The organism is Stenotrophomonas sp. 28608_Sma (assembly GCF_056486185.1).
In genome coordinates this window covers 2,272,085-2,298,069 of the sequence record NZ_CM151308.1, presented here as the reverse complement: position 1 = coordinate 2,298,069, position 25,985 = coordinate 2,272,085, and the positions used below count along the sequence as shown (strand labels likewise).

The following is a 25,985-nucleotide window of genomic DNA, read 5'->3' as shown; positions in this document are numbered from 1 at the left end:
GCCGCCGCCTCTGCCGATGGACACGTCCCCCGTGCAAAGTCCTACTCCCATCGTCACCGGCCCGCGCGAATTCGAGTTCGCCGACCGTGATTTCCGCCGCGTCTGCGACCTGATCTACCAGCGCGTGGGCATTGCCCTTGCCCCGGCAAAGCGCGACATGGTCTATGGCCGCCTGTCGCGCCGCCTGCGCACGCTGGGCATGCGCAGCTTCCAGCAGTATCTGGACCATCTGGAGCAGGAAGACGGTGACGAGTGGCAGGCGTTCACCAACGCGCTGACCACCAACCTGACCTCGTTCTTCCGCGAGCCGCACCACTTCGACAAGCTGCGCGAGGAGCTGCAGCAGCGCTCCAGCCGCACACCGTTGCTGCTGTGGTCGTGCGCCGCCTCCACCGGCGAAGAGCCTTACTCGATGGCGATCACCGCCTGCGAAGCCTTCGGCACCCTGAAGCCACCGGTACGCATCATCGCCACCGACGTCGATACCCAGGTGCTGGCCACCGCCGGCCGTGGCGTCTACAACATCGACCGCGTCACCAGCCTCGATCCGGATCTGCGCCGCCGCTACTTCCAGCGCGGCAGCGGCCCCAACGAGGGCCAGTGCCGCGTGCTGCCGGCGCTGCGCGAGCTGATCGAGTTCCGCCCATTGAACCTGCTTGCCCCGCGCTACGACGTCGGCGGCCCGTTCGACGCACTGTTCTGCCGCAACGTGATGATCTACTTCGACAAGCCGACCCAGCGCGCGATCCTCGGCCGGCTGGTACAGCACCTGTCCGACGATGGCCTGCTCTACACCGGCCACTCGGAGAACTACCTGCACGCCGCCGACCTGATCCAGCCCTGCGGGCGCACTCTGTACCGCCGTGCGGCAAAGGCCGGCGCATGAACGCATCGCTGCGCACCGATGATGTGATGCGTTACCAGGACGCGCGCTTCAAGACCATTGCGGCCAAGCTGCTGCCGACCCAGTACCTGGTGGTCGATGACACCACTGCGCTGACCACCACGCTGGGCTCCTGCGTGGCGGCCTGCCTGCGCGACCCGGTGCTGAAGATCGGCGGCATGAACCATTTCCTGTTGCCCGAGGGCAACGCCGGCGATGGCGCGCCCGCGCGTTACGGCAGCTACGCGATGGAACTGCTGATCAACGACATGCTCAAGCGCGGCGCGCACCGCAAACGCATCGAGGCCAAGGTGTTCGGTGGCGCCAACGTCCTCAAGGGCTTCACCAGCAACCCGGTCGGCACGCGCAACGCCGAGTTCGTGCGCCAGTACCTGCAGGCCGAGCACATCCCGATCATTGCCGAGGATCTGTGCGGCATCCATCCGCGCAAGATCTGGTTCTTCGCCGATACCGGCCGCGTGGTGGTGCAGCGCCTGCCGCATGCCCATGAGGCCGAAGTGGCCGCGACCGAATCGGCGGTGCGTGCACGCTTGTCCAAGGCCCCGGTCACCGGCGGCGTGGAGCTGTTCGAATGACCCTGACCGGCAACGCCCCCTGCCGTGTCCTGATCGTCGACGACTCCGCCGTGGTGCGCCAGATGCTCACGGAAATCCTGTCCAGCGATCCGTCCATCGATGTGGTCGGCACCGCCGCCGACCCGCTGCTGGCGCGCGAGAAGATCAAGCGCCTGGCCCCGGATGTAATCACCCTGGACGTGGAAATGCCGCGCATGGATGGGCTGGCGTTCCTGGAAAACCTGATGCGCCTGCACCCGCTGCCGGTGGTGATGATCTCCTCGCTGACCGAACGCGGCGCCGACACCACGCTGCAGGCGCTGGCGTTGGGTGCGGTGGATTTCGTGTCCAAGCCAAAGCTGGACGTGGCGCGCGGCCTGCAGGCCTACGCCGACGAGATCATCGCCAAGGTCAAGATGGCGGCGCGCTCGCGCGTCCGCCCGCTGGTGCGCGCCGCCGCACCGAAACTCCTGCTGGACGCCGCGCCTGCGATGCGCCCCGCTGCTCCGCAGTTCCGTACCACCGACCGCCTGATCGCGATCGGCTCGTCGGCCGGTGGCACCGAGGCCCTGCGTGTAGTGCTGGAAGGCATGCCCGCCGACGGCCCGGCCGTGGTGATGACCCAGCATCTGCCGGCCAGCTTCAGCAGCGCCTTCGCCGAACGCCTGGACCGGCACTCGGCAATGGCCGTACGCGAGGCCAGCGACGGCGAAGCGGTGCTGCCCGGCCACGCCTACCTGCCACCGGGTGGCAAGCACCTGCGCATCATCCGCGACGGTGCACGCTGGCGCTGCCGGGTCGACGACGGCCCGGCAGTGAACCGGCACAAGCCCGCGGTGGACGTGCTGTTCCGCTCGGTCGCGCAGAACGCCGGCGGCAACGCCATCGGCGCCATTCTCACCGGCATGGGCGATGACGGCGCCCGTGGCCTGCTGGAGATGCGCCAGGCCGGCGCCCCGACGCTGGTGCAGGACGAGGCCACCAGTGTGGTCTGGGGCATGCCCGGTGCCGCGTTCAAGCTCGGCGCTGCCGAAGAGCAGGTGCCGCTGGAGCGGATTGCCGAGCGGTTGCTGGCCCTCGCCCGCGGCTGACAGGCCCCTGCAGAGCCGAGCCCACGCTCGGCTCTGCACCCTGCTGGACACCTCCAAGAGACGTCAGGCGCAATTGCCGATCCGCCGGCAGCACCTTCGACCATTGATGTTTCAACGGCGCTGCTCGAGGCTGGACCCTGCCGCAAGCCATGCGCGCCAAACGGGAGGCCCGCAGGACACCGACTTGGAGCGCGGCTGGAGCGGGTCGTATAGTCAGGTATCGCACAGCAATGGAACGCCGATGAACGTTACCCCGCAAGGCCGCGCTGCTCGGGTACGCAGGGAGGGAGGTCCGGGTAACGGGCAATACCCACTGCGCAACCTGTCGCATTTGCCCGGATGGGGCGCCGTCGTTCGTGATGAGACCGCATGTTCCAGGGATCAAGGAAAATCCTGCAGCGACATGGACCGCTCATGCTGAAAGTTCTCCCGACCCTTGCTCACGTTTGGTTGATCGCCTCGATCACAATGGCCGTTCCGGGCTGCAACAAGGAACGCTCATACCCGGTCTATCGCGAGAATCCGGCGCCAAAGGATGCGCTGCCGATTGTGATTCGGGTCCATGATGCACCCGTGGATGTCCCCGTTCCTTCGGTCTTCGTCACGTATGAGATAGACCCACTCTGTCTCCCTCCGGTCAACAATTGGGAGGGGGTGCAGTACGAGCCGAACCAGCACAAGGTTGAGCTTCAGGCACAGCGCCTCAGTGCCACTGAATTCAGCAGTGTTGTATTCAACGATGGCATGGAAGTTGCCGACTATTACGGTCGCGGCCCGTGCACTTGGACACCCGTGCTCGTGGAAGCTTCATTCGCCTTCATCATCGATGATCGCCCTATCCAAGCAACCGCATGGACTTCATTCACAAAGCTTGAAACCGAGAAACTCGCTACTACCTACGTACATCGCGCCTTACGCCCCATGACTTCAGGGGGATCGCCAGAGTGGACGCCTACCGAGCCTTCGACTTGGTACGAGAAGATGCCTCAAGATAAGCGAAAGGATTACTTCCCAATCGAAATCTCCACACGGACTGAAGGAACAGCCCAATGAATCCTGGAGCAAATGCAGCCCTCTCAGATCATGTCTACAAGGATCCGCTCCCTGCGCCCAAGGCCATTGTTACCATTGCCGGGACGGAATATCGTGTATTGGCCAGCCTAAACTCCGCCACCGGCTACCAAGGCGTCATTTACCATAATCTCGAATCCAAAGAAGTAATCGTCACCCATCGCGGTACCGAGTTTGATCGCCAGCCTCTGATTGACGGCGGCATCGACGCTGCGATGGTCACCGCAAGAGTCAACGCACAACTCGGTGATGCCCTCGCACTGACCAAGCAGGCGATCGATCTGGCTAAAGAGAATGGGTATGGTCCGGTGTACGTCACCGGCCACTCGCTGGGCGGCGCGCTCGCCCAGATCACTGCACACCACTACAACCTCCCCGGCGACGCATTCAATCCTTACGGTGCTGCCGGGCTGGCGTATCGCCTTCCTGAGGGCCAGCCGGCCAACGCGGCGCCCTTCACCAACCATGTGATGGCAGGCGACCTGGTCAGTGCGGGCGGTCCTCATTACGGCAAGGTCGAGATGTATGCGCAGCCCAGGGAACTGGAGGTCCTGCGCAACGCCGAGCACGGCCAGCGCATCGCCTCGCTTGGAACACCTGGGATGAAAAGCGGCCATGTCATGTCCGCCGCGGTGGCGGTCCAGCTGGGCGACTCCCATCGATTGGTTCATTTCCTTGATCGCGTGACCGACAAGGGCCCGGTGCAGTCTGTACTGGACAATCCCCAGGCCCGGATCACAGATCCTGAAGACCTGCGCCGGATTGTCGACTACCGCAGTGATGTTCATCAGTTGCGCGCAGGCGCGACCGTGCTGGTCGGCGGCGGACCTGGCCTGCTGCGCGACGGGGTCAATTACCTGCGCGGTATTGAGGAAGCCGGTGCATATGCCCGCCGCGAGGCTGAAGCGGAGCAGCGGGCCCAGAATGCGCTCAGGCCGGGGGAGCAACTGACCCAGGATGCAACCGACAAGGGCTCGCCCTCTCTCGGCAATCCCGGCTTCTCTCCCAGGAGTCCATTGCAGGAGAGCATTGAGTCAACCTTGGACAAGGCAGGCTTGGATCCCAGGAAGGAAGGCCATCCAGACCATGTGCTCTACCAGCAGATCCGCGATGGTGTATCCGCCGTGGATGCCAGGCACGGGCGCAGCTTCGATGAAACCAGTGAGCGCATGACGGCCAGCCTGCTTGCGACGGCCAAGAGCAGCGGCCTCGAACGCGTTGATCATGTGGTCCTGGGCAGTCCACCCAGCGATGACTCGGGCCCTCGCCTGTTCGTTGTGCAGGGAGCACCGGGCAATCCGGCACACCTGCGGGCGTCGGTTCCGATCAGCGAGGCAATCAATACGCCGGTAGAGCAGTCGATCGCCAAGGCCGAACAGATTGCGCAGGCACAGCAGGTCGGTCAGCAAGACCACGCCCAGGAGCAGACCCGAACCGCGATGCGCATGGGCTAGGCCACCTGGCCGGGCACAATAAAAACCCGGCTTTCACCAGAGGTTCTTCGTTTCAACGGGTTGTCGGCCAGCGGCCGGCACTACCATGCGTCATCCGCTCACAAAAAAACCCCCGGCGCGAGCCGGGGGTTTTCAGTTACCGCATCAGGCGGCGACCGTCTTGGCCACGTCCTGGTATTCCTCGATCTGGTCGAAGTTCATGTAGCGGTAGATCTCCGCACCATTGGCGTTGATCACGCCGATGTCCGCCATGTACTCGTCCTTGGTCGGGATGCGGCCCAGACGCGAGCAGATCGCCGCCAGTTCCGCCGAACCCAGGTACACGTTGGTGTTGCGGCCCAGGCGGTTCGGGAAGTTGCGGGTCGAGGTCGACATCGCGGTGGAGCCTTCGCGGATCTGCGCCTGGTTGCCCATGCACAGCGAGCAGCCCGGCATTTCCATGCGTGCACCGGTGGCGCCGAAGGTGCCGTACACGCCTTCCTTGGTCAGCTCCGAGGCATCCATCTTGGTCGGCGGGGCCACCCACAGGCGGGTCGGCAGGTCACGCTTGCCTTCCAGCAGCTTGGCAGCGGCGCGGAAGTGACCGATGTTGGTCATGCACGAACCGATGAACACTTCGTCGATCTTGGCGCCGGCCACTTCGGACAGGGTCTTCACGTCGTCCGGGTCGTTCGGGCAGGCCACGATCGGCTCGTGGATGTCGGCCAGGTCGATCTCGATGACGGCAGCGTATTCGGCATCGGCATCCGGCTCCAGCAGCTCCGGGTTGGCCAGCCACGCTTCCATCTTCTCGATACGGCGCTGCAGCGAACGCGGATCCTGGTAACCCTCGGCAATCATCCACTTCAGCAGGGTGATGTTGCTGTTGAGGTACTCGATGATCGGCTCCTTGTTCAGGCGCACCGAGCAGCCGGCCGCCGAACGCTCGGCCGAGGCGTCGGACAGTTCGAACGCCTGTTCGACCTTCAGTTCCGGCAGGCCTTCGATTTCCAGGATGCGGCCGGAGAAGATGTTCTTCTTGCCAGCCTTGGCCACGGTCAGCAGGCCCGACTTGATCGCGTACAGCGGGATCGCGTTGACCAGGTCACGCAGGGTCACGCCCGGCTGCATCTTGCCCTTGAAGCGCACCAGCACCGACTCCGGCATGTCCAGCGGCATCACGCCGGTGGCAGCGGCGAAGGCGACCAGGCCCGAACCGGCCGGGAACGAAATGCCCACCGGGAAACGGGTGTGCGAGTCACCACCGGTACCGACGGTGTCCGGCAGCAGCATGCGGTTGAGCCAGCTGTGGATCACGCCGTCGCCCGGACGCAGCGAGACGCCGCCACGGGTGGAGATGAACTCTGGCAGAGTGTGGTGGGTCTTCACGTCCACCGGCTTCGGGTAAGCGGCGGTGTGGCAGAACGACTGCATCACCAGATCGGCCGAGAAGCCCAGGCAGGCCAGGTCCTTCAGCTCGTCGCGGGTCATCGGTCCGGTGGTGTCCTGCGAGCCGACCGAGGTCATCTTCGGTTCGCAGTAGGTGCCCGGGCGCATGCCCTGGCCTTCCGGCAGGCCACAGGCGCGGCCAACCATCTTCTGCGCCAGCGAGAAGCCCTTGCCGGTATCGACCGGCTGCACCGGCAGGCGGAACAGATCGGTCGGGGCCAGGCCCAGCGCTTCGCGCGCCTTGCCGGTCAGGCCTCGGCCGATGATCAGCGGAATGCGGCCACCGGCGCGCACTTCGTCGAACAGCACTTCGGACTTGACCTGGAACTCGGCGATCACTTCACCGTTCTTCAGCGCCTTGCCTTCGTACGGACGCAGCTCGACCACATCGCCGTGCTCCATCTTCGACACGTCCAGCTCGATCGGCAGTGCACCGGCATCTTCCATGGTGTTGTAGAAGATCGGGGCGATCTTCGAACCCAGGCAGACGCCACCGGCGCGCTTGTTCGGGATGAACGGAATGTCATCGCCGGTCCACCACAGCACGCTGTTGGTGGCCGACTTGCGCGAGGAACCGGTGCCGACCACGTCGCCGACGTAGGCGACCAGGTGGCCCTTGTCCTTCAGGTCGAGGATCTGCTGGATCGGGCCGCGCTTGCCGTCTTCTTCAGGGGTGAACGGCGCGTCGTCGCGCTTGTTCTTCAGCATCGCCAGGGCGTGCATCGGGATGTCCGGGCGGGTGGTCGCGTCCGGTGCCGGCGACAGGTCGTCGGTGTTGGTTTCGCCCGGCACCTTGAACACGGTGACGGTCAGGCTCTGCGGCACTTCCGGATTGCTGGTGAACCACTCGGCGTCGGCCCAGCTCTGCAGCACGGCCTGGGCGTTGGCGTTGCCGGCCTTGGCCTTTTCCTGCACATCGTGGAAGGCATCAAACACCAGCAGGGTCTTCTTCAGACCGTTGGCGGCGATGGTGCCGACGCTGGCATCGTCCAGCAGCTGCACCAGCGGGGCGACGTTGTAACCGCCGAGCATGGTGCCCAGCAGTTCGGTGGCGCGCTCACGGCTGATCAGCGGGTTCTGCTCGCTGCCCAGGGCGATCGCCGCCAGGTACGAGGCCTTGACCTTGGCCGCGTCATCGACGCCGGCCGGCACGCGGTGGGTCAGCAGGTCGAGCAGAAACTCGGCCTCGCCCTGCGGCGGGTTCTTCAGCAGTTCGATGACATCGGCCGTCTGCTGCGCGCTCAGCGGCAGCGGCGGGATGCCAAGCGCAGCGCGCTCGGCGACGTGGTGGCGGTAGGCTTCCAACATGACAACTCCCGGGTAATGCGTAGGTTGAAAAAAAGTGGGCTCAGGCTTGCGGCACGATCAGCTTCAGGCCCTTGAAGTAGTCGCGGTAAAACGTGTCGTTCCAGGTGATCAGGCCATCGCACTGCAGCAGTGCGTGGGCGCCGACCATGAATTCGTCCAGGCTGCGGCGGCTGCCGCTGCGCTGGCGGTGGCGGCGGTGCATCTCGCCGGCGCGCAGCGCCGACTTGGCTTCCATCGGGTTGAAGTGCACGCCCATTTCTTCCAGCGCTTCGAGCACCTCGGCACCGCCACGCAGCGATGCGCAGACCTCGGCCAGGGTCGCGCCGCAGACCACCACGCGGCCACCGACCAGGCTCTGCCTGAGGATGGCTTCCACGGCATCGGCCTGCGGGCCATTGCTGAGCAGCTCGACCAGCACCGGAGAGTCGACGGCGATCATCACGGCTTATTCCTCGTCACGCACCGCACGTACCGCTGCGTCGGACGATTCGAAACCGTCCAGCGCGAACTTGCCGCGCGCCCGTGAAATGGCATCGTCAACACTCTTGCGCAGGATGATGCGGCTGCCGTCCAGCTCGACCTTCAGCAGCGTGCCCTTGGTCAGGCCGAGGGCATCACGCACCGCCTTGGGCAGGGTGATCTGTCCGCGTTCTGCAACAGTGGCTTCCATCAGTAGGCCCTCCAGAGTATGCACAAATTATACATACTTCCCCGGGCATACTTCCACCCTGAACAGGACCGGCACCCCGCCAGCCCTTGCCTCGCAAAGGATCGGCCACAAACGTGACATACGCCATACACCTTCCCCTGTAGTCTGGAACCGATGCCGCAGGCCGGAACCCGGCCCGGGTGAATCCATTCAGTTTCGGGTTCATACTGGAACCACCGGGGCCGTCAGGCCCGCGGCGACCGCAAGCAGGTCCGCCCATGCGCGGGCCACTGCAAGCCATCCGCAAGAAGGAGTTACCCCGCATGAGCGATTCGTTCTCCACCCGCAGCCAGCTGAACGTCGGCGGCAAGACCTACGACTACTTCAGCCTGCCCACGCTGGGCCAGCGCTTCGATATCTCCCACCTGCCCTACTCGATGAAGATCCTGCTGGAGAACCTGCTCCGGCACGAGGACGGCGGCATCACCGTCGGCAAGGACCACATCGAAGCCGTGGCCCGCTGGAACCCGGCGGCCGAGCCGGACACCGAAATCGCCTTCATGCCGGCGCGCGTGGTCCTGCAGGACTTCACCGGCGTGCCCTGCGTGGTCGACCTCGCCGCGATGCGCGACGCGGTGGTCAAGCTCGGCGGCTCGCCTGAGCAGATCAACCCGCAGATTCCCTCCGAACTGGTCATCGACCACTCGGTGCAGGTCGATGTGTTCGGCAAGCCGGACGCACTGGACCTCAACGGCAAGATCGAATTCCAGCGCAACCAGGAACGCTACGGCTTCCTGCGCTGGGGCCAGAAGGCCTTCGATAACTTCAAGGTAGTGCCGCCGAACACCGGCATCGTCCACCAGGTGAACCTGGAGAACCTGGCCCGCGTGGTGATGACGGCGGACAAGGACGGCAAGGCGGTCGCCTACCCTGATACCGTGTTCGGTACCGACAGCCACACCACCATGATCAACGGCATCGGCGTGCTGGGCTGGGGCGTGGGCGGCATCGAAGCGGAGGCGGCCATGCTCGGCCAGCCGTCGTCGATGCTGATCCCGCAGGTGGTCGGCTTCAAGCTGACCGGCAAGCTGCCCGAGGGCGCCACCGCCACCGACCTGGTGCTGACCGTCACCCAGATGCTGCGCAAGCTGGGCGTGGTCGGCAAGTTCGTCGAGTTCTACGGTGACGGCCTGCAGCACCTGCCGCTGGCCGACCGTGCCACCATCGGCAACATGGCGCCGGAATACGGCGCCACCTGCGGCATCTTCCCGATCGACGCCGAGTCGCTGAACTACCTGCGCCTGTCCGGCCGCAGCGAAGAGCAGATCGATCTGGTCGAAGCCTATGCCAAGGCGCAGGGCCTGTGGCACGAACCGGGCAGCCCGCACGCGCAGTACAGCACCACGCTGGAACTGGACATGGGCACGGTGAAGCCGTCGCTGGCCGGCCCGAAGCGTCCGCAGGACCGCGTGCTGCTGGAAGACGTGCAGAAGAACTACCGCGAAGCCCTGGTCGGCATGACCGCCAACCGTGACAAGCGCAGCGACGATGTCTCCTCGTTCGTCAACGAAGGCGGCGGTGCCGCGGTCGGCAACGAGCAGCTGGCCAAGGGCTACGCCGACATCGAAACCGAAGGCCGCAAGGTCCGCCTGAAGGACGGCGCGGTGGTCATCGCGGCCATCACCTCGTGCACCAACACCTCCAACCCGGCGGTGATGATCGGCGCCGGCCTGCTGGCCCGCAACGCGGCCGCCAAGGGCCTGAACCGCCAGCCGTGGGTGAAGACCTCGCTCGGCCCAGGCTCCCGCGTGGTCACCGATTACCTTGAAAAGGCCGGCGTACTGAAGGAGCTGGAGAAGATCGGCTTCTACGTGGTCGGCTACGGCTGCACCACCTGCATCGGCAACTCCGGCCCGCTGCCGACCGAAGTCAGCGCCGGCATCGCCACCGGCGACCTGGTGGTGACCTCGGTGCTGTCCGGCAACCGCAACTTCGAGGGCCGCGTGCACCCCGAAGTGAAGATGAACTACCTGGCCAGCCCGCCACTGGTGGTGGCCTACGCCATCGCCGGCACCACCGACATCGACCTGACCACCCAGCCGCTGGGTACCGGCAGCGATGGCCAGCCGGTGTTCCTGCGCGACATCTGGCCGAGCAACAAGGAAATCGGCGACGTCATCGCTGTCACCATCGGCCCGGAGATGTTCAAGCAGAACTACGCCGATGTGTTCAAGGGTGATACCCGCTGGAACACCATCGCTTCGCCGGACGGCAACCTGTACGAGTGGAGCGATGCCTCCACCTACATCAAGAACCCGCCGTACTTCGATGGCATGACCATGCAGACCGGCAGCATCGACGATGTGCACGGTGCACGCGTGATGGGCCTGTTCGGTGATTCGATCACCACCGACCACATCTCCCCGGCCGGCAACATCAAGAAGGACTCGCCGGCAGGCCGCTTCCTGCGGGAACGCGGCGTGCAGCCGGCCGACTTCAACAGCTACGGCAGCCGCCGCGGCAACGATGACGTGATGGTCCGCGGCACGTTCGCCAACATCCGCATCAAGAACCTGATGTTCGGTGGCGAGGAAGGTGGCAACACCCTGTACTACCCGGCCGCTGGCGGCCAGCCGGAAAAGCTGGCGATCTACGATGCAGCCATGAAGTACAAGGCCGACAAGGTGCCGCTGGTGGTGCTGGCCGGCAAGGAATACGGCACCGGCTCGTCGCGTGACTGGGCGGCAAAGGGCACCCTGCTGCTGGGGGTGAAGGCGGTCATCGCCGAGAGCTTCGAGCGCATCCACCGCTCCAACCTGGTCGGCATGGGCGTGCTGCCGCTGCAGTTCCGCAACGGCGAGAACGCACAGAGCCTGGGCCTGGACGGTTCGGAAGTGATCGACATCACCGGCCTGCAGGACGGTGCCAGCAAGCGTGCCACCGTCACCGCGACCAAGGCCGACGGCACCAAGAAGACCTTCGAAGTCTCGGTGATGCTGCTGACCCCGAAGGAAGTCGAGTACTTCCGTCATGGCGGCCTGCTGCAGTACGTACTGCGCCAGTTGGCCAGCAAGTAACCGGTAGCGCCGGGCCATGCCCGGCGGATCCCGGAAGCAAACGCAAAGGGCCGGATCCTCACAGATCCGGCCCTTTGCTTTGGCGTTCGCCGGGCATGGCCCGGCGCTACCTATCGCCGCGGTGCGTCCGGGTCGGTGCGCAGCGCCTTCAGCAGGCCCCACATGTAGAACGCCAGGGTGAACGAGAACGGCAGGCCGCACAGCACCACCGCGGTCTGCATCGCACTGAAGTTGCCGGCCAGCAGCAGGCCGACGCTGGCCACGGTGATGCCGGCCGCCCAGAACACGCGCAGCCAGATCGGCGCGTCGTGGCCATCCTCCACGCCGTCGTCGACCCGGCGGGTACACAGGTTGGCGATCATCAGCGTGCCCGAGTCGACCGGGGTCAGGAACAACACGAAGCCGATCACCACGGCAGCGCCGGCCACGTACGGCGCGGCGGGCAGGTACTCCAGCAGCTTGAACAGCGTCATCGCCGCATCGTGCTGGGCCACGTCACCCAGAATCGCCTGGCCGTGGTTGAGCACCAGGTCGATGGCGGTGTTGCCGAAGATCGACAGCCACGCCAGGGTGAAGCCGAGCGGGATCAGCAGCACGCCCATGATCACTTCACGGATGGTGCGGCCACGCGAGATGCGCGCCACGAAAAGACCGACGAACGGCGCCCAGGCGATCCACCACGCCCAGTAGAACAGCGTCCACGAGCCCATCCACTCACGGCCCTTCGGGTCGTTGAGGTACATGTCGAAGCTCTTGCGCACGAATGCGCCGAGATAATCGCCGGTGTTCTGGATCAGACCATCGAACAGGTGCAGGGTCGGGCCGGTGACCAGCACGAACAGCAGCAGGCCGCACAGCAGGCGCACGTTGAGGTTGGAGAGCCAAGCAATGCCCTTCTCCACACCCGCCACCACGCCGATGGTGGCCACCACCATCATCACCAGCACGATTGCCACCAGCACCTGCGGCGTATCCGGAATGTGGAACAGGTAGACCAGGCCGGACTGCACCACCAGCGCGCCGATGCCGAGGTTGGTCACCATCGAGATCAGCGTGGCAAGGATGCCGAAGCCATCGACCATGTCGCCGATGCGGCCATGGATGCGCTCACCGAAGATCGGGTACAGCGCCGAGCGCAGCGCCAGCGGCAGGTCGCGGCGGTAGGCGAAATAGCCCAGCGCCACGCCGACCAGCGCGTACAGCGCCCAGCCGTGCAGGCCCCAGTGCAGGAAGGTCAGCACCATCGCCTCGCGGCCGGCGGCCACGGTACCGCCGGGCTGCCCGGGCGGATTGAGGAAGTGGTCCAGCGGCTCGTAGGCGCCGTAGTACAGCAGCGCGATGCCGATGCCGGCCGAGAACAGCATCGACACCCAGGCCACGTAACCGAAGGCCGGTGATTCCTCGTTGTGGCCCAGGCGGATGCGGCCATACGGTGAGAACGCCAGCCACAGCACGAAGCCCAGGCACAGCACGATCAGCAGCATGTACCACCAGCCGAACGCCGCCGAGACTTCGGCCTGCGCCCACTGCAGCCAGTGCTCGCTGCTTTCGGGATAAAGAACGGTGAGCAGCCCGAGGATGCCGATCGACACCGAAGAGCTGAAGAAGACAAAACGGTTCAAGCGCAGGGGCGAACGCTTGGGATGAGCCAGGGAAGACATGGGGTCGTCTCATCAAGTCCGAGGGGGCACATGGGCGGGGCCGGACCGGTAAACCGGGCCCATGGCGTGGGGCGCGAGCGCATCCTAGGGTTTATTGATTGAACGTTCAATCAATAAAAAGCATAATGGCGGGCAGCCCGATCCTTCGGGTCGCAATCCGTGGAGAGACAATGCCGAAGAAAGGCGTGGAACCGGTACGGCGCGAACAGCTGATCCGGGCCACTTTCCAGACCATCGACGAGATCGGCATGGCCGATGCGACCGTCGCCACCATCGCGAAGAAGGCAGGGCTGTCCAGCGGCATCGTCGCCCACTACTTCGGCGACAAGGACGGCCTGCTCAATGCTGCAATGCGGCAGATCCTGCGCGAGCTGAAGGACGCGGTCGCCCGCTACCGCGCCGACGCCAGCGACGACCCGCGCGAGCAGCTGCGCGCCATCGTCGACGGCAACTTCGACGACAGCCAGATCAACGGCACCGCGATGCGCGTCTGGCTGACCTTCTGGGCCGCCAGCATGCACCAGCCGGAACTGGCCCGGCTGCAGCGCGCCAACGACCAGCGCCTGTTCTCCAACCTGTGCCACCAGTTCAACCGCCTGCTGCCCCACCCGCAGGCCCGCCTGGCCGCCCGTGGCCTGGCCGCGATGATCGACGGCCTGTGGCTGCGCGGCAGCCTGGTCGGCGGCCAGTTCAACGCCGAGAAGTCCCGGCGCATCGCTTACGGCTACATCGACTTCCAGTTGCAGGCTGTCGCGCTATAAGCGCTTCAGCACCCGCCCCCTTCCAAGGAGTACGCCCCATGACCACCCTGCCCGTCCAACAGCTCTACATCCACGGCCAGCGCGTCGATGCCAGCAGCGGCAAGACCTTCAGGACCGTGAACCCGGCCACCGGTGACGTGATCGCTGAAGTGCAGGTCGCCAGCCAGGCCGACGTCGAACGCGCCGTGCAGAGCGCGGCCGAAGGCCAGAAGGTGTGGGCCGCGATGACTGCCATGGAGCGTTCGCGCATCCTGCGCCGCGCCGTCGAGATCCTGCGCGAGCGCAACGACGAACTGGCGCACCTGGAAACCCTGGACACCGGCAAGGCGCTGGCCGAAACCACCACCGTGGACATCGTCACCGGCGCCGACGTGGTCGAGTACTACGCCGGCCTGGCCACCGCCATCGAAGGCATCCAGCTGCCGCTGCGCGAATCGAGCTTCTTCTACACCCGCCGCGAGCCGCTGGGCGTGGTCGCCGGCATCGGCGCCTGGAACTACCCGATCCAGATCGCCATGTGGAAGTCGGCCCCGGCCCTGGCCGCCGGCAACGCGATGGTGTTCAAGCCGTCCGAAGTGACCCCGCTGACCGCGATCCGCCTGGCCGAGATCTACACCGAAGCCGGTGTGCCGGCCGGCGTGTTCAATGTCGTGCAGGGCCCGGGCCGCGAGATCGGCCAGTGGCTGACCGAGCACCCGGTGATCGAGAAGATCTCCTTCACCGGCGGCGTCGCCACCGGCAAGAAGGTCATGGCCAGCGCCGCATCCTCGTCGCTGAAGGAAGTGACCATGGAGCTGGGCGGCAAGTCGCCGCTGGTGATCTGCGATGACGCCGACCTGGACCGCGCCGCCGACATCGCGGTGATGGCCAACTTCTTCAGTTCCGGCCAGGTCTGCACCAACGGCACCCGCGTGTTCGTGCCGCGCAGCATGCTCGCCGCGTTCGAGGCCGCCGTTGTCGAGCGCGTCAAGCGCATCCGCATCGGCGACCCGATGGCCGCCGAAACCAACTTCGGCCCGCTGACCAGCTTCCCGCACATGGAAAACGTGCTGCGCTACATCGAAAGCGGCAAGGCCGAAGGCGCCCGCCTGCTGACCGGCGGTGGCCGTGCCACCGAAGGCGCGCTGGCCAATGGCGCCTACGTTCTGCCGACCGTGTTCTCCGACTGCCGCGATGACATGACCATCGTCAAGGAAGAGATCTTCGGGCCGGTCATGAGCATCCTCGCCTACGACGACGAAGACGAAGTGGTGCGTCGCGCCAACGACACCACCTTCGGTCTGGCCGCCGGCGTGGTCAGCAAGGACATCAGCCGCGCCCACCGCATCATCCACCGCCTGGAAGCCGGCATCTGCTGGATCAATACGTGGGGGGAGTCGCCGGCCGAAATGCCGGTCGGTGGCTACAAGGAATCCGGCGTCGGCCGCGAGAACGGCATCTCCACCCTCGGCCACTACACCCGCATCAAGTCGGTGCAGGTGGAACTGGGCGACTACGCCAGCGTGTTCTGACCGGCGCGCCCCGAGCGCGCACCCTCGTCCGGCCACCGCGCCGATCCGACATTCCGCCGGGACGCCTGCATGCAGCGCGCCCCGGCCTGCAGGAGACACCCATGAGCACCCACAACGAGTACGACTACATCATCATCGGCGCCGGTTCGGCCGGCAACGTGCTGGCCACCCGCCTCACCGAAGATGCCGATGTCAGCGTGCTGCTGCTGGAAGCCGGTGGCCCGGACTACCGGCTCGACTTCCGTACCCAGATGCCGGCGGCACTGGCCTTCCCGCTGCAGGGCAAGCGCTACAACTGGGCGTACAAGACCGATCCCGAGCCCTTCATGAACAACCGCCGCATGGACTGCGGCCGCGGCAAGGGCCTGGGCGGCTCGTCGCTGATCAACGGCATGTGCTACATCCGCGGCAACGCGATGGACTATGACAACTGGGCCAGCATGCCGGGCCTGGAAGACTGGACCTACCTGGACTGCCTGCCGTACTTCCGCAAGGCCGAAACCCGCGACATCGGCCCCAATGACTACCACGGTGGCGACGGCCCGCTGCGCGTGACCACGCCGAAGGCCGGCAACAACGAACTGTTCGCTGCGATGGTCGAGGCCGGCGTGCAGGCCGGCTACCCGCGCACCGACGACCTCAACGGCTACCAGCAGGAAGGCTTCGGCCCGATGGACCGCACGGTGACCCCGAAGGGCCGTCGTTCCAGCACCGCCCGCGGCTACCTGGACCTGGCCAAGCCGCGCCCGAACCTGACCATCGTCACCCACGCGCTGACCGACCGCATCCTGTTCTCGGGCAAGCGTGCGGTGGGCGTGCAGTGGCTGCACAACGACCAGCCGCAGCGTGCCACCGCCCGCCGCGAAGTGCTGCTGTGTGGCGGCGCCATCGCCTCGCCGCAGATCCTGCAGCGCTCGGGCGTCGGCCCTGCCGACCTGCTGCGCAGCCTCGACATCGACCTGGTGCACCACCTGCCGGGCGTCGGCGCCAACCTGCAGGATCACCTGGAGATGTACCTGCAATACGAGTGCAAGAAGCCCGTCTCGCTGGCCCCGGCTCTGAAGCTGTACAACCAGCCGGCCATCGGTGCCGAGTGGCTGTTCCTGGGCACCGGCATCGGCGCCAGCAACCAGTTCGAGGCCGGTGGCTTCATCCGCAGCGACGCCGAGTTCGACTGGCCGAACCTGCAGTACCACTTCCTGCCGGTGGCGATCAATTACAACGGCTCCAACCCGATCAAGGCGCACAGCTTCCAGATGCACGTCGGTTCGATGCGCTCGCCCAGCCGCGGCCGCATCCACGTGCGTTCGAAGGATCCGCGCGAACATCCGAGCATCCTGTTCAACTACATGTCGCACGACCAGGACTGGCGCGAGTTCCGCGCGGCGATCCGCATCACCCGCGAGATCTTCGCGCAGCCGGCACTGGCTCCGTACAGCGGCCGCGAGATCTCGCCGGGCAGCGCACTGCAGACCGATGCGCAGATCGATGCGTTCGTCCGCGAGCATGCCGAGACCGCCTACCACCCGTCGTGCTCGAACAAGATGGGCCATGCCGATGACCCGATGGCGGTGGTCGACGGCCAGGGCCGCGTGCACGGGCTGGAAGGCCTGCGCATCGTCGATGCCTCGATCATGCCGCAGGTGGTGACCGGCAACCTCAACGCGCCGACCATCATGATGGCCGAGAAGCTGGCCGACGTGATCCGTGGCCGCACTCCCCTGGCCCGCAGCACCGCGCCGTACTACAAAGCCAACGGCGCACCGGTACGCAAGCAGGGCTGACGCAAGCGCCCCGCTTGGGGCCACGGTAGTGCCGGCCGCTGGCCGGCATCCACCGGAATCCCGATCGAGCGCAGATGCCGGCCAACGGCCGGCACCACCAAGCAAAGAGGCCCTTCGGGGCCTCTTCGCGTTTTCCCTACGGCGGGGTATGCTGCAATGACCGGCCGTTGTCGATACGCTCAGGGCCGGAACCTAATACATCACGATTCCTGGAGGGGGAATATGAGTCTGGATCGTCCCTGGCTGCAGAGCTATCCGAAAGGCGTTCCCGCCGAAATCGACGTCAACGAATTCCATTCGGTCGCCTCGGTCTTCGACGCTTCCGTCGCGAAATTCCGCGACCGTCCCGCCTACTCCAGCTTCGGCAAGGTCCTCACCTATGGTGAGACGGACGCGCTGGTCACCCAGTTCGCCGCCTACCTGCTGGGTGAGCTCAAGCTCAAGAAGGGTGACCGCGTCGCCCTGATGATGCCCAACTGCCTGCAGTACCCGGTGGCCACCTTCGGCGTGCTGCGCGCCGGCCTGACCGTGGTCAACGTCAACCCGCTGTACACCGCGCGCGAACTCAAGCACCAGCTGGTTGATGCCGGCGTCAGCGCCCTGGTGGTGGTCGACAACTTCGGCGACACCGTCGAACAGGTCATCGCCGATACGCCGGTCAAGCACGTGGTCACCACCGGCCTGGGCGACCTGCTCGGCGCCAAGGGCGCGATCGTCAACTTCGTGCTGAAGTACATCAAGAAGATGGTGCCCAACTACCACATCAAGGGCGCCGTCCGCTTCAAGCAGGCGCTCAAGCTGGGCAGCCGCCACGCGCTTCCGGCGGTCGAGATCGACCACGACGACATTGCCTTCCTGCAGTACACCGGCGGGACCACCGGCGTGGCCAAGGGTGCGATGCTGACCAACCGCAACCTGATCGCCAACATGCAGCAGGCGTCGGCGTGGCTGTCCACCTCGGGCATCGAGCCGGGCAAGGAAGTGATCATCACTGCCCTGCCGCTGTACCACATCTTCGCGTTGACCGCGAACGGGCTGGTCTTCATGAAGTTCGGTGGCTGCAACCACCTGATCACCAACCCACGCGACATGAAGGGCTTCGTCAAGGAGCTCAAGGGCACCCGCTTCACTGCCATCACCGGCGTCAACACGCTGTTCAACGGCCTGCTCAACACCCCGGGCTTCGACGAGATCGACTTCTCTTCGGTCAAGTTCACCCTGGGTGGCGGCATGGCGGTGCAGCGCGCCGTGGCCGAACGCTGGAAGAAGACCACCGGGGTGACCCTGGTCGAGGCCTATGGCCTGACCGAAACCTCCCCCGCGGCCTGTATCAATCCGCTCACCCTGCCCGAGTACAACGGTGCCATCGGCCTGCCGATCCCGTCCACCGATGCCTGCATCAAGGACGACAACGGCAACATCCTGGCGCTGGGCGAAGTGGGCGAGCTGTGCATCAAGGGCCCGCAGGTGATGAAGGGCTACTGGCAGCGTCCGGAAGAAACCGCCACCGCCATCGATGCGGACGGCTGGCTGCACACCGGCGACATGGCGAAGATGGACGAACAGGGCTTCTTCTACATCGTCGACCGCAAGAAGGACATGATCCTGGTGTCCGGCTTCAACGTGTACCCGAATGAGGTCGAAGACGTCATCGCGATGATGCCGGGCGTGCTGGAAGTCGCCGCCGTCGGTGTCCCGGACGAAAAGTCCGGCGAAGTGGTCAAGGTCGTCATCGTGAAGAAGGACCCGAACCTGACCGCGGAAATGGTCAAGGAACATGCGCGGGCAAACCTGACCGGTTACAAGCACCCCAGAATCGTAGAATTCCGAAAGGAGCTGCCGAAGACCAACGTCGGCAAGATTCTCCGTCGCGAGCTGCGTGATACGCCCGCCCAGTAAGGGTTTCCGGGCAACGGGAGAGTACAGGGACCCCGCCGGAGACGGCGGGGTCTTTTTATTGCCGGAACATGGCCGGTACAGCGCTTGCGGGCGGTTCACGACGGGTGCATAGAATCAGTCGCCGCCGCACGTTCAGCCCGCCCCCTCACTCCTCTCCGTCCGCTCTGCGGTTGGCCGGACGGTCACACGGAGAACTCCCATGTCCGCAGTACGCCCCATCATCACCCGTCCCTCGCAGCACCCTACCCTGCGTATCACCGAAGAACCCGAGCGGGATGTCTACTGGATCCACATGCACGCCAACCTGGTCAACCAGCCGGGCCGGCCGTGCTTCGCCTCGCGTCTGGTCGATGACATCGTCGACTACCAGCGCGAACTGGGCGATCGCCTCAGCGCCTCGCACGCTCTGTCACCCCATGTCGTTCTTGCCTCGGACAGCGACGTGTTCAACCTGGGTGGCGATCTCGAACTGTTCTGCCGCCTGATCCGCGAGGGCGACCGTGCCCGCCTGCTCGACTATGCCCAGCGCTGCGTGCGCGGCGTGCATGCCTTCCATGCCGGCCTGGGCACCCGTGCCCACAGCATCGCCCTGGTCCAGGGCAATGCACTGGGGGGCGGCTTCGAGGCCGCACTGAGCTGCCACACCATCGTCGCCGAGGAAGGCGTGTTGATGGGCCTGCCGGAGGTGCTGTTCGACCTGTTCCCCGGCATGGGCGCCTACTCCTTCCTGTGCCAGCGGATCAGTCCGCGGCTGGCGGAGAAGATCATGCTGGAAGGCAACCTCTACACCGCCAGCCAGCTGAAGGAAATGGGCCTGGTCGACATCGTGGTGCCGGTGGGCGAAGGTGTTGCCGCAGTCGAACAGGTGATCAAGGAAAGCCGACGCATCCCGCACGCCTGGGCGGCGATGCGTGAGGTCAACGAGATCGCCACCATGGTGCCGCTGCATGAAATGATGCGGATCACCGAGATCTGGGTAGACACTGCGATGCAGCTCGGCGAGAAGTCCCTGCGCACCATGGATCGGCTGGTACGGGCGCAGGCCCGGCGCAATGGCGACCCGGCCTGATCGTCTGGCGGGTCAGGACGGGCTGCGCTCGCTGTCGTCGCGGTGCGGTGCCCCCGCACTACGGGCAGCCAACGCATTCCTGCCGTTGCGCAGAGCGGTCGCCAGGTTGCTGAGGCGGGAGCTCCATTCACCCTTCAGCTGCCAGTCCGCCATGCGCATGATTTCGCCACTGGAGGCGGCAACCTGGACAAGCCCCAGGTTGCTTGCCACGCCGCGCAGCGCGTGGGCGTGCTCGCGGAAATCCTCCCAGGCCTGGCGCTCGCCGCAGCCTTGGAGCTGGCCCATGCTCGCGTCGACGTCCGCCAGGCACTGGTCGATGAACTTGCGTTCGAAGCCATCGCCCATGCCCAGCGACGCCAGCTCGTCCAGCACCGCGGTATCGAGCACGCCATCGCCAACCGGCAATGCAGGCACCGACTGGATGCCGGGTTCGGCGCGGGTGTTGGCGGCGACATCGGCCAGCACTTCCAGCAGACGGGTGGCCACCACGGGCTTGGCAAGGAAGGCGCGGGCACCGGCCTGCTCGCAACGCAGGATGGACTCGGGGGTGACGTCTGCGCTCAGCACCATGACCGGAACGTAAGGCATGCCACTGGCCTGCATCACCCGCAACTGCTTGAGCAGGTCCAGTCCGCTCATGCCGGGCATGTGCAGATCGACGATCGCTGCGTCGTAACTGGCCTGCTCCAACGCGTCGAGCACTTCGGCGCCGCCATTGACGCAGGTGACCTTGTGGCCGGCCTTCTCCAGCAACCGCTGCAGCACCATGCGGTTGGCCTCGTGGTCGTCGGCGACCAGAACCCGCAGGCTCCGCACCCGTGCACGATGGCGCAGGAAGGGGTTGGAAAACGCGATGACATTGCCGGCTTCAGCCACCTCGGACGGAACCGCCGGGGCTGATGAGGTGTCTGCGACGTCCAGCGTGATCTCGACCCAGAACACGCTGCCACGCGGGCTGTTCGGCGCATAGCCGACCTGCCCGCCCATCGACTCGACCAGGCCCTTGGCAATGGCGGTGCCCAGACCGGTGCCTTCATGGCGCCGGGCCAGGCCGACATCGCCCTGCTCGAAGGCATTGAACAGGCGTCCGCGCAACGCCACCGGCACGCCGATGCCGGTATCGACGATCTCGAATCGCAGGCGCATCCGCTCGCTGCCCAGCGCATCGGGGCTGGACACGCGCAGATGCACGTAGCCGCTGTCGGTGAACTTGACCGCGTTACCCATCAGATTGAGCAGGATCTGCTGCAGATGACCGGCATCACCCAGCAGGCGCGGCGGCACGTTGTCATCCACCTGCACGCGATAGTCCAGCGATTTGGAGCGGGTCTGCGGGGTCAGGATCAGGTTGATCGCCTGCAGCACGTCGGCCAGCGCGAACTCGTGCCACTCCACGCGCACCTTGCCGGCTTCGATCGCGGAGATGTCCAGCACCTCTTCCACCAGCGCCAACAGGCTGCGGGTCGAGGCCTGGATGGTGTTCAGGCACTCGCGCTGTTCGTCGTCCAGGCGGGTGGTGGCCAGCACTTCGGTCATGCCGGCCAGCCCGTTCAACGGCGTGCGGAACTCATGGCTCATGTTGGCCAGGAAACGGCTCTTGGCTTCGTTGGCCTGGCGCGCCTCTGCCACCGCCCGGGTCAAGGCATGCAGCAGCGAATCGAAGTACAGCGGAATCGCGCCCAGGCCCAGCAGCAGGCCCCAGCCCAGATAGTCGTGGCCGCGCCAGTACGGCGACAGCATCACCGTGCACAGGAAGGCCAGGCAGCCCATGGCCGTGGCCACGCGCAGGTAGGTGCTGCCGTAGCGCATGCCGTTGCCGATCGTGACCCACAGCATCACCGCATACAGCGGTGCCGCCGGCTCACCCTGGATGGTCATGATCCAGGCCATGCAGGTGTAGTCGGTCAGCATGCCGATCACCCGGCGCACATGCGACACACCCGGATTGACCAGGATCGCGGTCAGCAGGCCGGCGGAAATGGTCAGCTCGAAGGCGAGGATCAGCCACGTCGCAGTAAGTGCCTCACCGCCGCCGCTCAGCGAGCGCCAGCCTAGATAGCTGATGAACAGCGCCGTGATGATGATGCGGATCAGGTTCTGCGCGTGCTCGCTGTCCTCGCGCCCGGACAGGCGTTGCTTGAAGCGTGCCAGCAGCGAGCGCTTGTCGGAGCCAGCGGCGGGAGTCGTATCCATGGTCGGATGTCGCATCCTTCGGCGCAGCAGGGAAGAGCAGCACAACGGTACTGCCAGCAACCCCAACCACAGGGAAATGGCCAGCCCCAGGTTGGCCTGCCAGTAAGGGGTCAACAGCACGGTGGTGCCGAAACTGACCATCGCCAGCACGATGGCAGCGGCCAGGTAACGCGGCCCGAAGCGCAGGCCGTTGCCCACCGTGACCCACATCACCACCGCATACACCCACGCCAGCGGCTCACCCATCTGGATCATGCCGACCGCGATCAGGCCGTAATCGGCCAGCATTCCGGCCACCCGCCGCGGATCGGAGCGCTCCGGCTTCCACAGCAGCCAACCGAACAGCAGCAGCGAAAGTCCCAATCCGGTCAGTACCGTCGCCAGCACGCCCTGGTACTGCTCCAGACGGTGCAGGCGCGCACCGGACAGCAGCACATAGACCAGGATCAGCGAGATCAGCACCACCCGCACGATCGCCTGGCCATGTTCCGAATCCGGACGCTGCGCCAGCCGACGCCTCACGCGTGCGAACAGGTCCTGCATGTCACCCACCCGGTCGCGTCGATGCCGTCGAGTGCTGGGCGCAGATATCCATCAACTGCTGGTGGCCGCGCATCAGCGCATCCACGCAGCGTGGATCGAACAGGCGGCCACGCTGGGCATACAGATAGGCCAGTGTGGCTTCCATGGTCCATGCTTCCTTGTACGGACGGGGTGAGATGAGTGCGTCGAAGACGTCGGCCACGGCGACGATGCGCGCTTCCAGCGGAATCGCCTCACCGACCAGCCCATCCGGGTAGCCGCTGCCGTCGTAACGTTCGTGGTGGCGCAGCGCGATCAATGCGCCGACCTGGATGAAGCGGTTCTGGCTGCCACTGAGCAGCTCATGGCCGATGCGTGGGTGCCGACGCATGATCGCCAGCTCCTCGTCGTTGAGCTTGCCCTGCTTGAGCAGCACTGCATCGGGAATGGCGATCTTGCCCATGTCATGCAGCGGCGCGGCCATCTCGATCAGGCGCACGTCGTCTTCGGGCAGGCCCAGCTGCTCGGCGATCAGCCCTGCCACGCGCGCCATGCGTTCAAGGTAGGCACTGGTGCCGGCATCACGGAACTCGATCGCCCGCGCCAACCGCGACAGGGTCTCACGCTCGCGTTCCTCGACCTCGTGCATGCTGGCCAGCAAGCGCTGCTCCAGCGACAACGCGCGTTGCTTCACGTTCTCGGTCTGCTGGCGCAGCTGCAACAGGTTGTAGCAGCGCGCGCGCAGTTCGCGCGGACGGATGGGCTTGACCAGGAAGTCGATGACCCCCGCTTCCAGCGCCGCCTGACGGATCGGCTCGTCGCCGACCACGGTGATCAGGATCACGGGAATGTCGCGATGCTTGGGCAGGCGACGGAAACGGCGGGCGAACTCCAGCCCGTCCATTTCCGGCATGCGGTAATCGAGCAGCAGCAGGTCGACCGGATGCGCCTCACACCAGGCCAATGCGGTCAGCGGATCACCGAAGTCATACACGCTCAGTTCCGGCGCGATATCTTCGATGACGTGACGCAGCATCGTCCGGGCGGACGTCTGGTCGTCAACAATGACGATGTTCAACGCGTACTCTGCCTGGTTTCTCGACCATGCTGGATCATCAGCAGGCGAGGATACCCTGCCGCTGCGAACGCTCGCACCCTGCATCGGCCTGACTCCCGTGTCATGCGTCCCGGTTCATGATCGTCATCACATTGTGAAGCGGACTCTCCACAATGCGCACTCCCCCTGGCGCCGATCAAGCCACAACAGACGTCAAGGTAGTGCATTAACGATACGCCGAGTGCGGGAGGCGTCAATCGCGCCGTCTCATTTCGCGACGGCGCGCACAAACAGGAGTCAAAAAGACGACTTACTGCTCCGGACGCATGTACGGGAACAGCAGCACGTCACGGATCGAGCTGCTGCCAGTCAGCAGCATCACCAGGCGATCGACGCCGATGCCGAGGCCGCCGGTCGGTGCCATGCCGTACTCCAGCGCACGGATGTAGTCGGCGTCGTAGTGCATGGCCTCGTCGTCGCCACCTTCCTTCGCGGCTACCTGGGCCTGGAAACGCTGGGCCTGGTCTTCCGGGTCGTTCAGCTCGGAGAAGCCATTGGCCAGCTCCTTGCCGTTGACGAACAGCTCGAAGCGGTCGGTGTAGCCCGGATCGTTGTCGTTGGCACGGGCCAGCGGCGAGACCTCCACCGGATGGTCGGTGATGAAGGTCGGCTGGATCAGGGTGTGCTCGACCGTGGCCTCGAAGATCTCCAGCAGCAGCTTGCCCCAACCGTAGGACGGCTTGACGCGGATCTTCAAGCGCTCGCAATGGCGCAGCAGCGCCTCGCGGTCGGTGCAGTCGGCAGCAGAGATTTCCGGGTTGTGGTGGCGCACAGCCTCGTCCATGCGCCAGCGGCGGAACGCCGGGCCCAGGTCGATCTTCGCGCCGTCCCACTCCACTTCGGTGGAACCGTTGACGGTCGTGGCCACGTCACGGATCACACCTTCGGTCAGGTCCATGATCTCGTTGTACGTGGCATAGGCCTCGTACAGCTCCATCATGGTGAATTCCGGGTTGTGGCGGGTGCTGACGCCTTCATTGCGGAAGTTGCGGTTGATCTCGTACACGCGCTCCAGGCCACCCACGGTCAGGCGCTTGAGGTACAGCTCCGGCGCCACGCGCAGGTACAGGTCCAAGTCCAGCGCATTGTGGTGGGTGGTGAACGGCTTGGCCGCCGCGCCGCCGGGGATGTAATGCATCATCGGCGTTTCGACTTCGAGGAAGTCGCGGTTGTCCAGCCACGCGCGCATGGCGCGGATGATCTTCGAGCGCTTGATGAACACCGCGCGCGACTCCGGGGTCACGATCAGGTCGACATAGCGCTGGCGGTAGCGCTGCTCGACGTCGGCCAGGCCATGCCACTTGTCCGGCAGCGGGCGCAGCGACTTGGTCAGCAGGCGGATCGATTCGGCCTTGACCGACAGCTCGCCGGTCTTGGTACGGGTCAGGCCGCCTTCGACGGCGATGATGTCGCCCACGTCCCAGCCCTTGAAGGCGGTGTAGGCATCGCCCAGCACCGTGCCCTGCAGGAACAGCTGGATGCGGCCGGACTCGTCCTGGATCTGCGCGAAACTGGCCTTGCCCATGATGCGCTTGGCCATCAGGCGGCCCGCCATCTTCACCTGGCGGCCGTTGCCTTCCAGGGCCTCAGCGGTCCACTGCTCGGCGTCGGCGAATTCTTCCTGCAGGCGGCCGGCGAAGTCCTCGCGACGGAAATCGTTCGGGTACGCGATGCCCTGCCCACGCAGCGTTTTGAGTTTCTCGCGGCGCTCGGCGATCAACTTGTTTTCGTCAACGGGGGGGGTATCGGTAGCTTCGCTCATGGATCTGCGGGAATCGTGTAGTGAGGGGGGATGTTGCGCCCGGCACAGCCGGTTGCCCAGCATACCAAAACCGCCCCGCCCCAGCCCTGGGCCGGGCCCCGGCCCGCTGCCCGGTTGCCGCCAACCTTGGTTGGCGGTCCGTGTGTCGACCAAGGTCGACACCTACCAGG

General features: G+C 65.5%; 18 protein-coding genes. 11 read left to right on the top strand and 7 right to left on the bottom strand.

The window, feature by feature from the left end; translation table 11 throughout:
- Positions 1-16 precede the first annotated feature (16 nt).
- From ACZLHH_RS10745 to ACZLHH_RS10725, 5 genes are all read left to right on the top strand, one after another.
- The gene (locus tag ACZLHH_RS10745) at positions 17-886 is read left to right on the top strand and encodes a CheR family methyltransferase (RefSeq protein ID WP_050509861.1); all 870 of its coding nucleotides are present in this window, start codon (positions 17-19) and stop codon (positions 884-886) included.
- The gene (gene cheD / locus ACZLHH_RS10740; RefSeq protein WP_008264676.1) at positions 883-1,479 is read left to right on the top strand and encodes a chemoreceptor glutamine deamidase CheD; all 597 of its coding nucleotides are present in this window, start codon (positions 883-885) and stop codon (positions 1,477-1,479) included. The genes ACZLHH_RS10745 and cheD overlap by 4 nt, the downstream gene beginning before the upstream one ends.
- Positions 1,476-2,549 carry a protein-glutamate methylesterase/protein-glutamine glutaminase gene (locus ACZLHH_RS10735; RefSeq protein WP_107432708.1) on the top strand — a complete coding sequence of 358 codons (1,074 nt, stop codon included), beginning with the start codon at positions 1,476-1,478 and terminating at the stop codon, positions 2,547-2,549. Before cheD ends, ACZLHH_RS10735 begins: the two co-directional genes overlap by 4 nt.
- Before the next feature lie 414 nt (positions 2,550-2,963).
- Entirely contained in the window at positions 2,964-3,602 is a 639-nt protein-coding gene (locus ACZLHH_RS10730; RefSeq protein ID WP_071229331.1) for a hypothetical protein, read from the top strand.
- A complete protein-coding gene (locus ACZLHH_RS10725; protein ID WP_180844037.1) occupies positions 3,599-5,074 on the top strand; it encodes an XVIPCD domain-containing protein in 1,476 nt (491 codons plus the stop codon). Before ACZLHH_RS10730 ends, ACZLHH_RS10725 begins: the two co-directional genes overlap by 4 nt.
- Positions 5,075-5,218: 144 nt before the next feature.
- On the opposite strand, the gene acnB is transcribed toward ACZLHH_RS10725, so the two are convergent.
- The 3 genes from acnB to ACZLHH_RS10710 are packed head-to-tail and all read right to left on the bottom strand — an operon-like array spanning position 5,219 to position 8,480.
- Positions 5,219-7,810, bottom strand: coding sequence for a bifunctional aconitate hydratase 2/2-methylisocitrate dehydratase (gene acnB / locus ACZLHH_RS10720; protein ID WP_149909284.1), 2,592 nt, complete (start codon positions 7,808-7,810; stop codon positions 5,219-5,221).
- A 40-nt stretch (positions 7,811-7,850) separates the two neighbouring features.
- Entirely contained in the window at positions 7,851-8,249 is a 399-nt protein-coding gene (locus ACZLHH_RS10715) for a type II toxin-antitoxin system VapC family toxin (protein WP_008267153.1), read from the bottom strand.
- Between the two features lie 6 nt (positions 8,250-8,255).
- Positions 8,256-8,480, bottom strand: coding sequence for an AbrB/MazE/SpoVT family DNA-binding domain-containing protein (locus ACZLHH_RS10710; protein WP_005409505.1), 225 nt, complete (start codon positions 8,478-8,480; stop codon positions 8,256-8,258).
- 302 nt (positions 8,481-8,782) lie between these two features.
- On the opposite strand from ACZLHH_RS10710, the gene acnA reads away from it, so the two are divergent.
- Positions 8,783-11,536 carry an aconitate hydratase AcnA gene (gene acnA / locus ACZLHH_RS10705; protein ID WP_149909283.1) on the top strand — a complete coding sequence of 918 codons (2,754 nt, stop codon included), beginning with the start codon at positions 8,783-8,785 and terminating at the stop codon, positions 11,534-11,536.
- A 110-nt stretch (positions 11,537-11,646) separates the two neighbouring features.
- Here the strand turns inward: acnA and ACZLHH_RS10700 are convergent, their stop codons facing one another.
- The gene (locus ACZLHH_RS10700; protein WP_032129837.1) at positions 11,647-13,197 is read right to left on the bottom strand and encodes a BCCT family transporter; all 1,551 of its coding nucleotides are present in this window, start codon (positions 13,195-13,197) and stop codon (positions 11,647-11,649) included.
- Positions 13,198-13,367: 170 nt separating this feature from the next.
- Here ACZLHH_RS10700 and betI point away from each other — a divergent pair, with 170 nt between their 5' ends.
- The 5 genes from betI (at position 13,368) to rpfF (ending at position 20,221) form a co-directional block, all read left to right on the top strand.
- Positions 13,368-13,958: a transcriptional regulator BetI gene (gene betI / locus ACZLHH_RS10695; RefSeq protein ID WP_005409501.1), complete on the top strand. Its 591-nt coding sequence runs from the start codon at positions 13,368-13,370 to the stop codon at positions 13,956-13,958.
- 38 nt (positions 13,959-13,996) lie between these two features.
- On the top strand, positions 13,997-15,469 hold the full coding sequence (gene betB, locus ACZLHH_RS10690) for a betaine-aldehyde dehydrogenase (RefSeq protein WP_149909282.1): 1,473 nt from the start codon (positions 13,997-13,999) through the stop codon (positions 15,467-15,469).
- A 101-nt stretch (positions 15,470-15,570) separates the two neighbouring features.
- Positions 15,571-17,253: a choline dehydrogenase gene (betA, locus tag ACZLHH_RS10685; RefSeq protein WP_049429885.1), complete on the top strand. Its 1,683-nt coding sequence runs from the start codon at positions 15,571-15,573 to the stop codon at positions 17,251-17,253.
- Positions 17,254-17,475: 222 nt separating this feature from the next.
- Positions 17,476-19,152: a long-chain fatty acid--CoA ligase gene (locus ACZLHH_RS10680; RefSeq protein WP_149909281.1), complete on the top strand. Its 1,677-nt coding sequence runs from the start codon at positions 17,476-17,478 to the stop codon at positions 19,150-19,152.
- A 199-nt stretch (positions 19,153-19,351) separates the two neighbouring features.
- On the top strand, positions 19,352-20,221 hold the full coding sequence (rpfF, locus tag ACZLHH_RS10675; protein WP_012480080.1) for a diffusible signal factor synthase RpfF: 870 nt from the start codon (positions 19,352-19,354) through the stop codon (positions 20,219-20,221).
- Between the two features lie 12 nt (positions 20,222-20,233).
- Here rpfF and ACZLHH_RS10670 read toward each other — a convergent pair whose 3' ends face one another.
- The 3 genes from ACZLHH_RS10670 to lysS all read right to left on the bottom strand — a co-directional run bounded on the left by ACZLHH_RS10670 (position 20,234) and on the right by lysS (position 25,815).
- The gene (locus tag ACZLHH_RS10670; protein ID WP_149909280.1) at positions 20,234-22,957 is read right to left on the bottom strand and encodes a response regulator; all 2,724 of its coding nucleotides are present in this window, start codon (positions 22,955-22,957) and stop codon (positions 20,234-20,236) included.
- 1 nt (position 22,958) lies between these two features.
- The gene (rpfG, locus tag ACZLHH_RS10665) at positions 22,959-24,098 is read right to left on the bottom strand and encodes a cyclic di-GMP phosphodiesterase response regulator RpfG (RefSeq protein ID WP_006364528.1); all 1,140 of its coding nucleotides are present in this window, start codon (positions 24,096-24,098) and stop codon (positions 22,959-22,961) included.
- Between the two features lie 205 nt (positions 24,099-24,303).
- The gene (gene lysS / locus ACZLHH_RS10660) at positions 24,304-25,815 is read right to left on the bottom strand and encodes a lysine--tRNA ligase (protein ID WP_032129833.1); all 1,512 of its coding nucleotides are present in this window, start codon (positions 25,813-25,815) and stop codon (positions 24,304-24,306) included.
- Positions 25,816-25,985 lie beyond the last annotated feature (170 nt).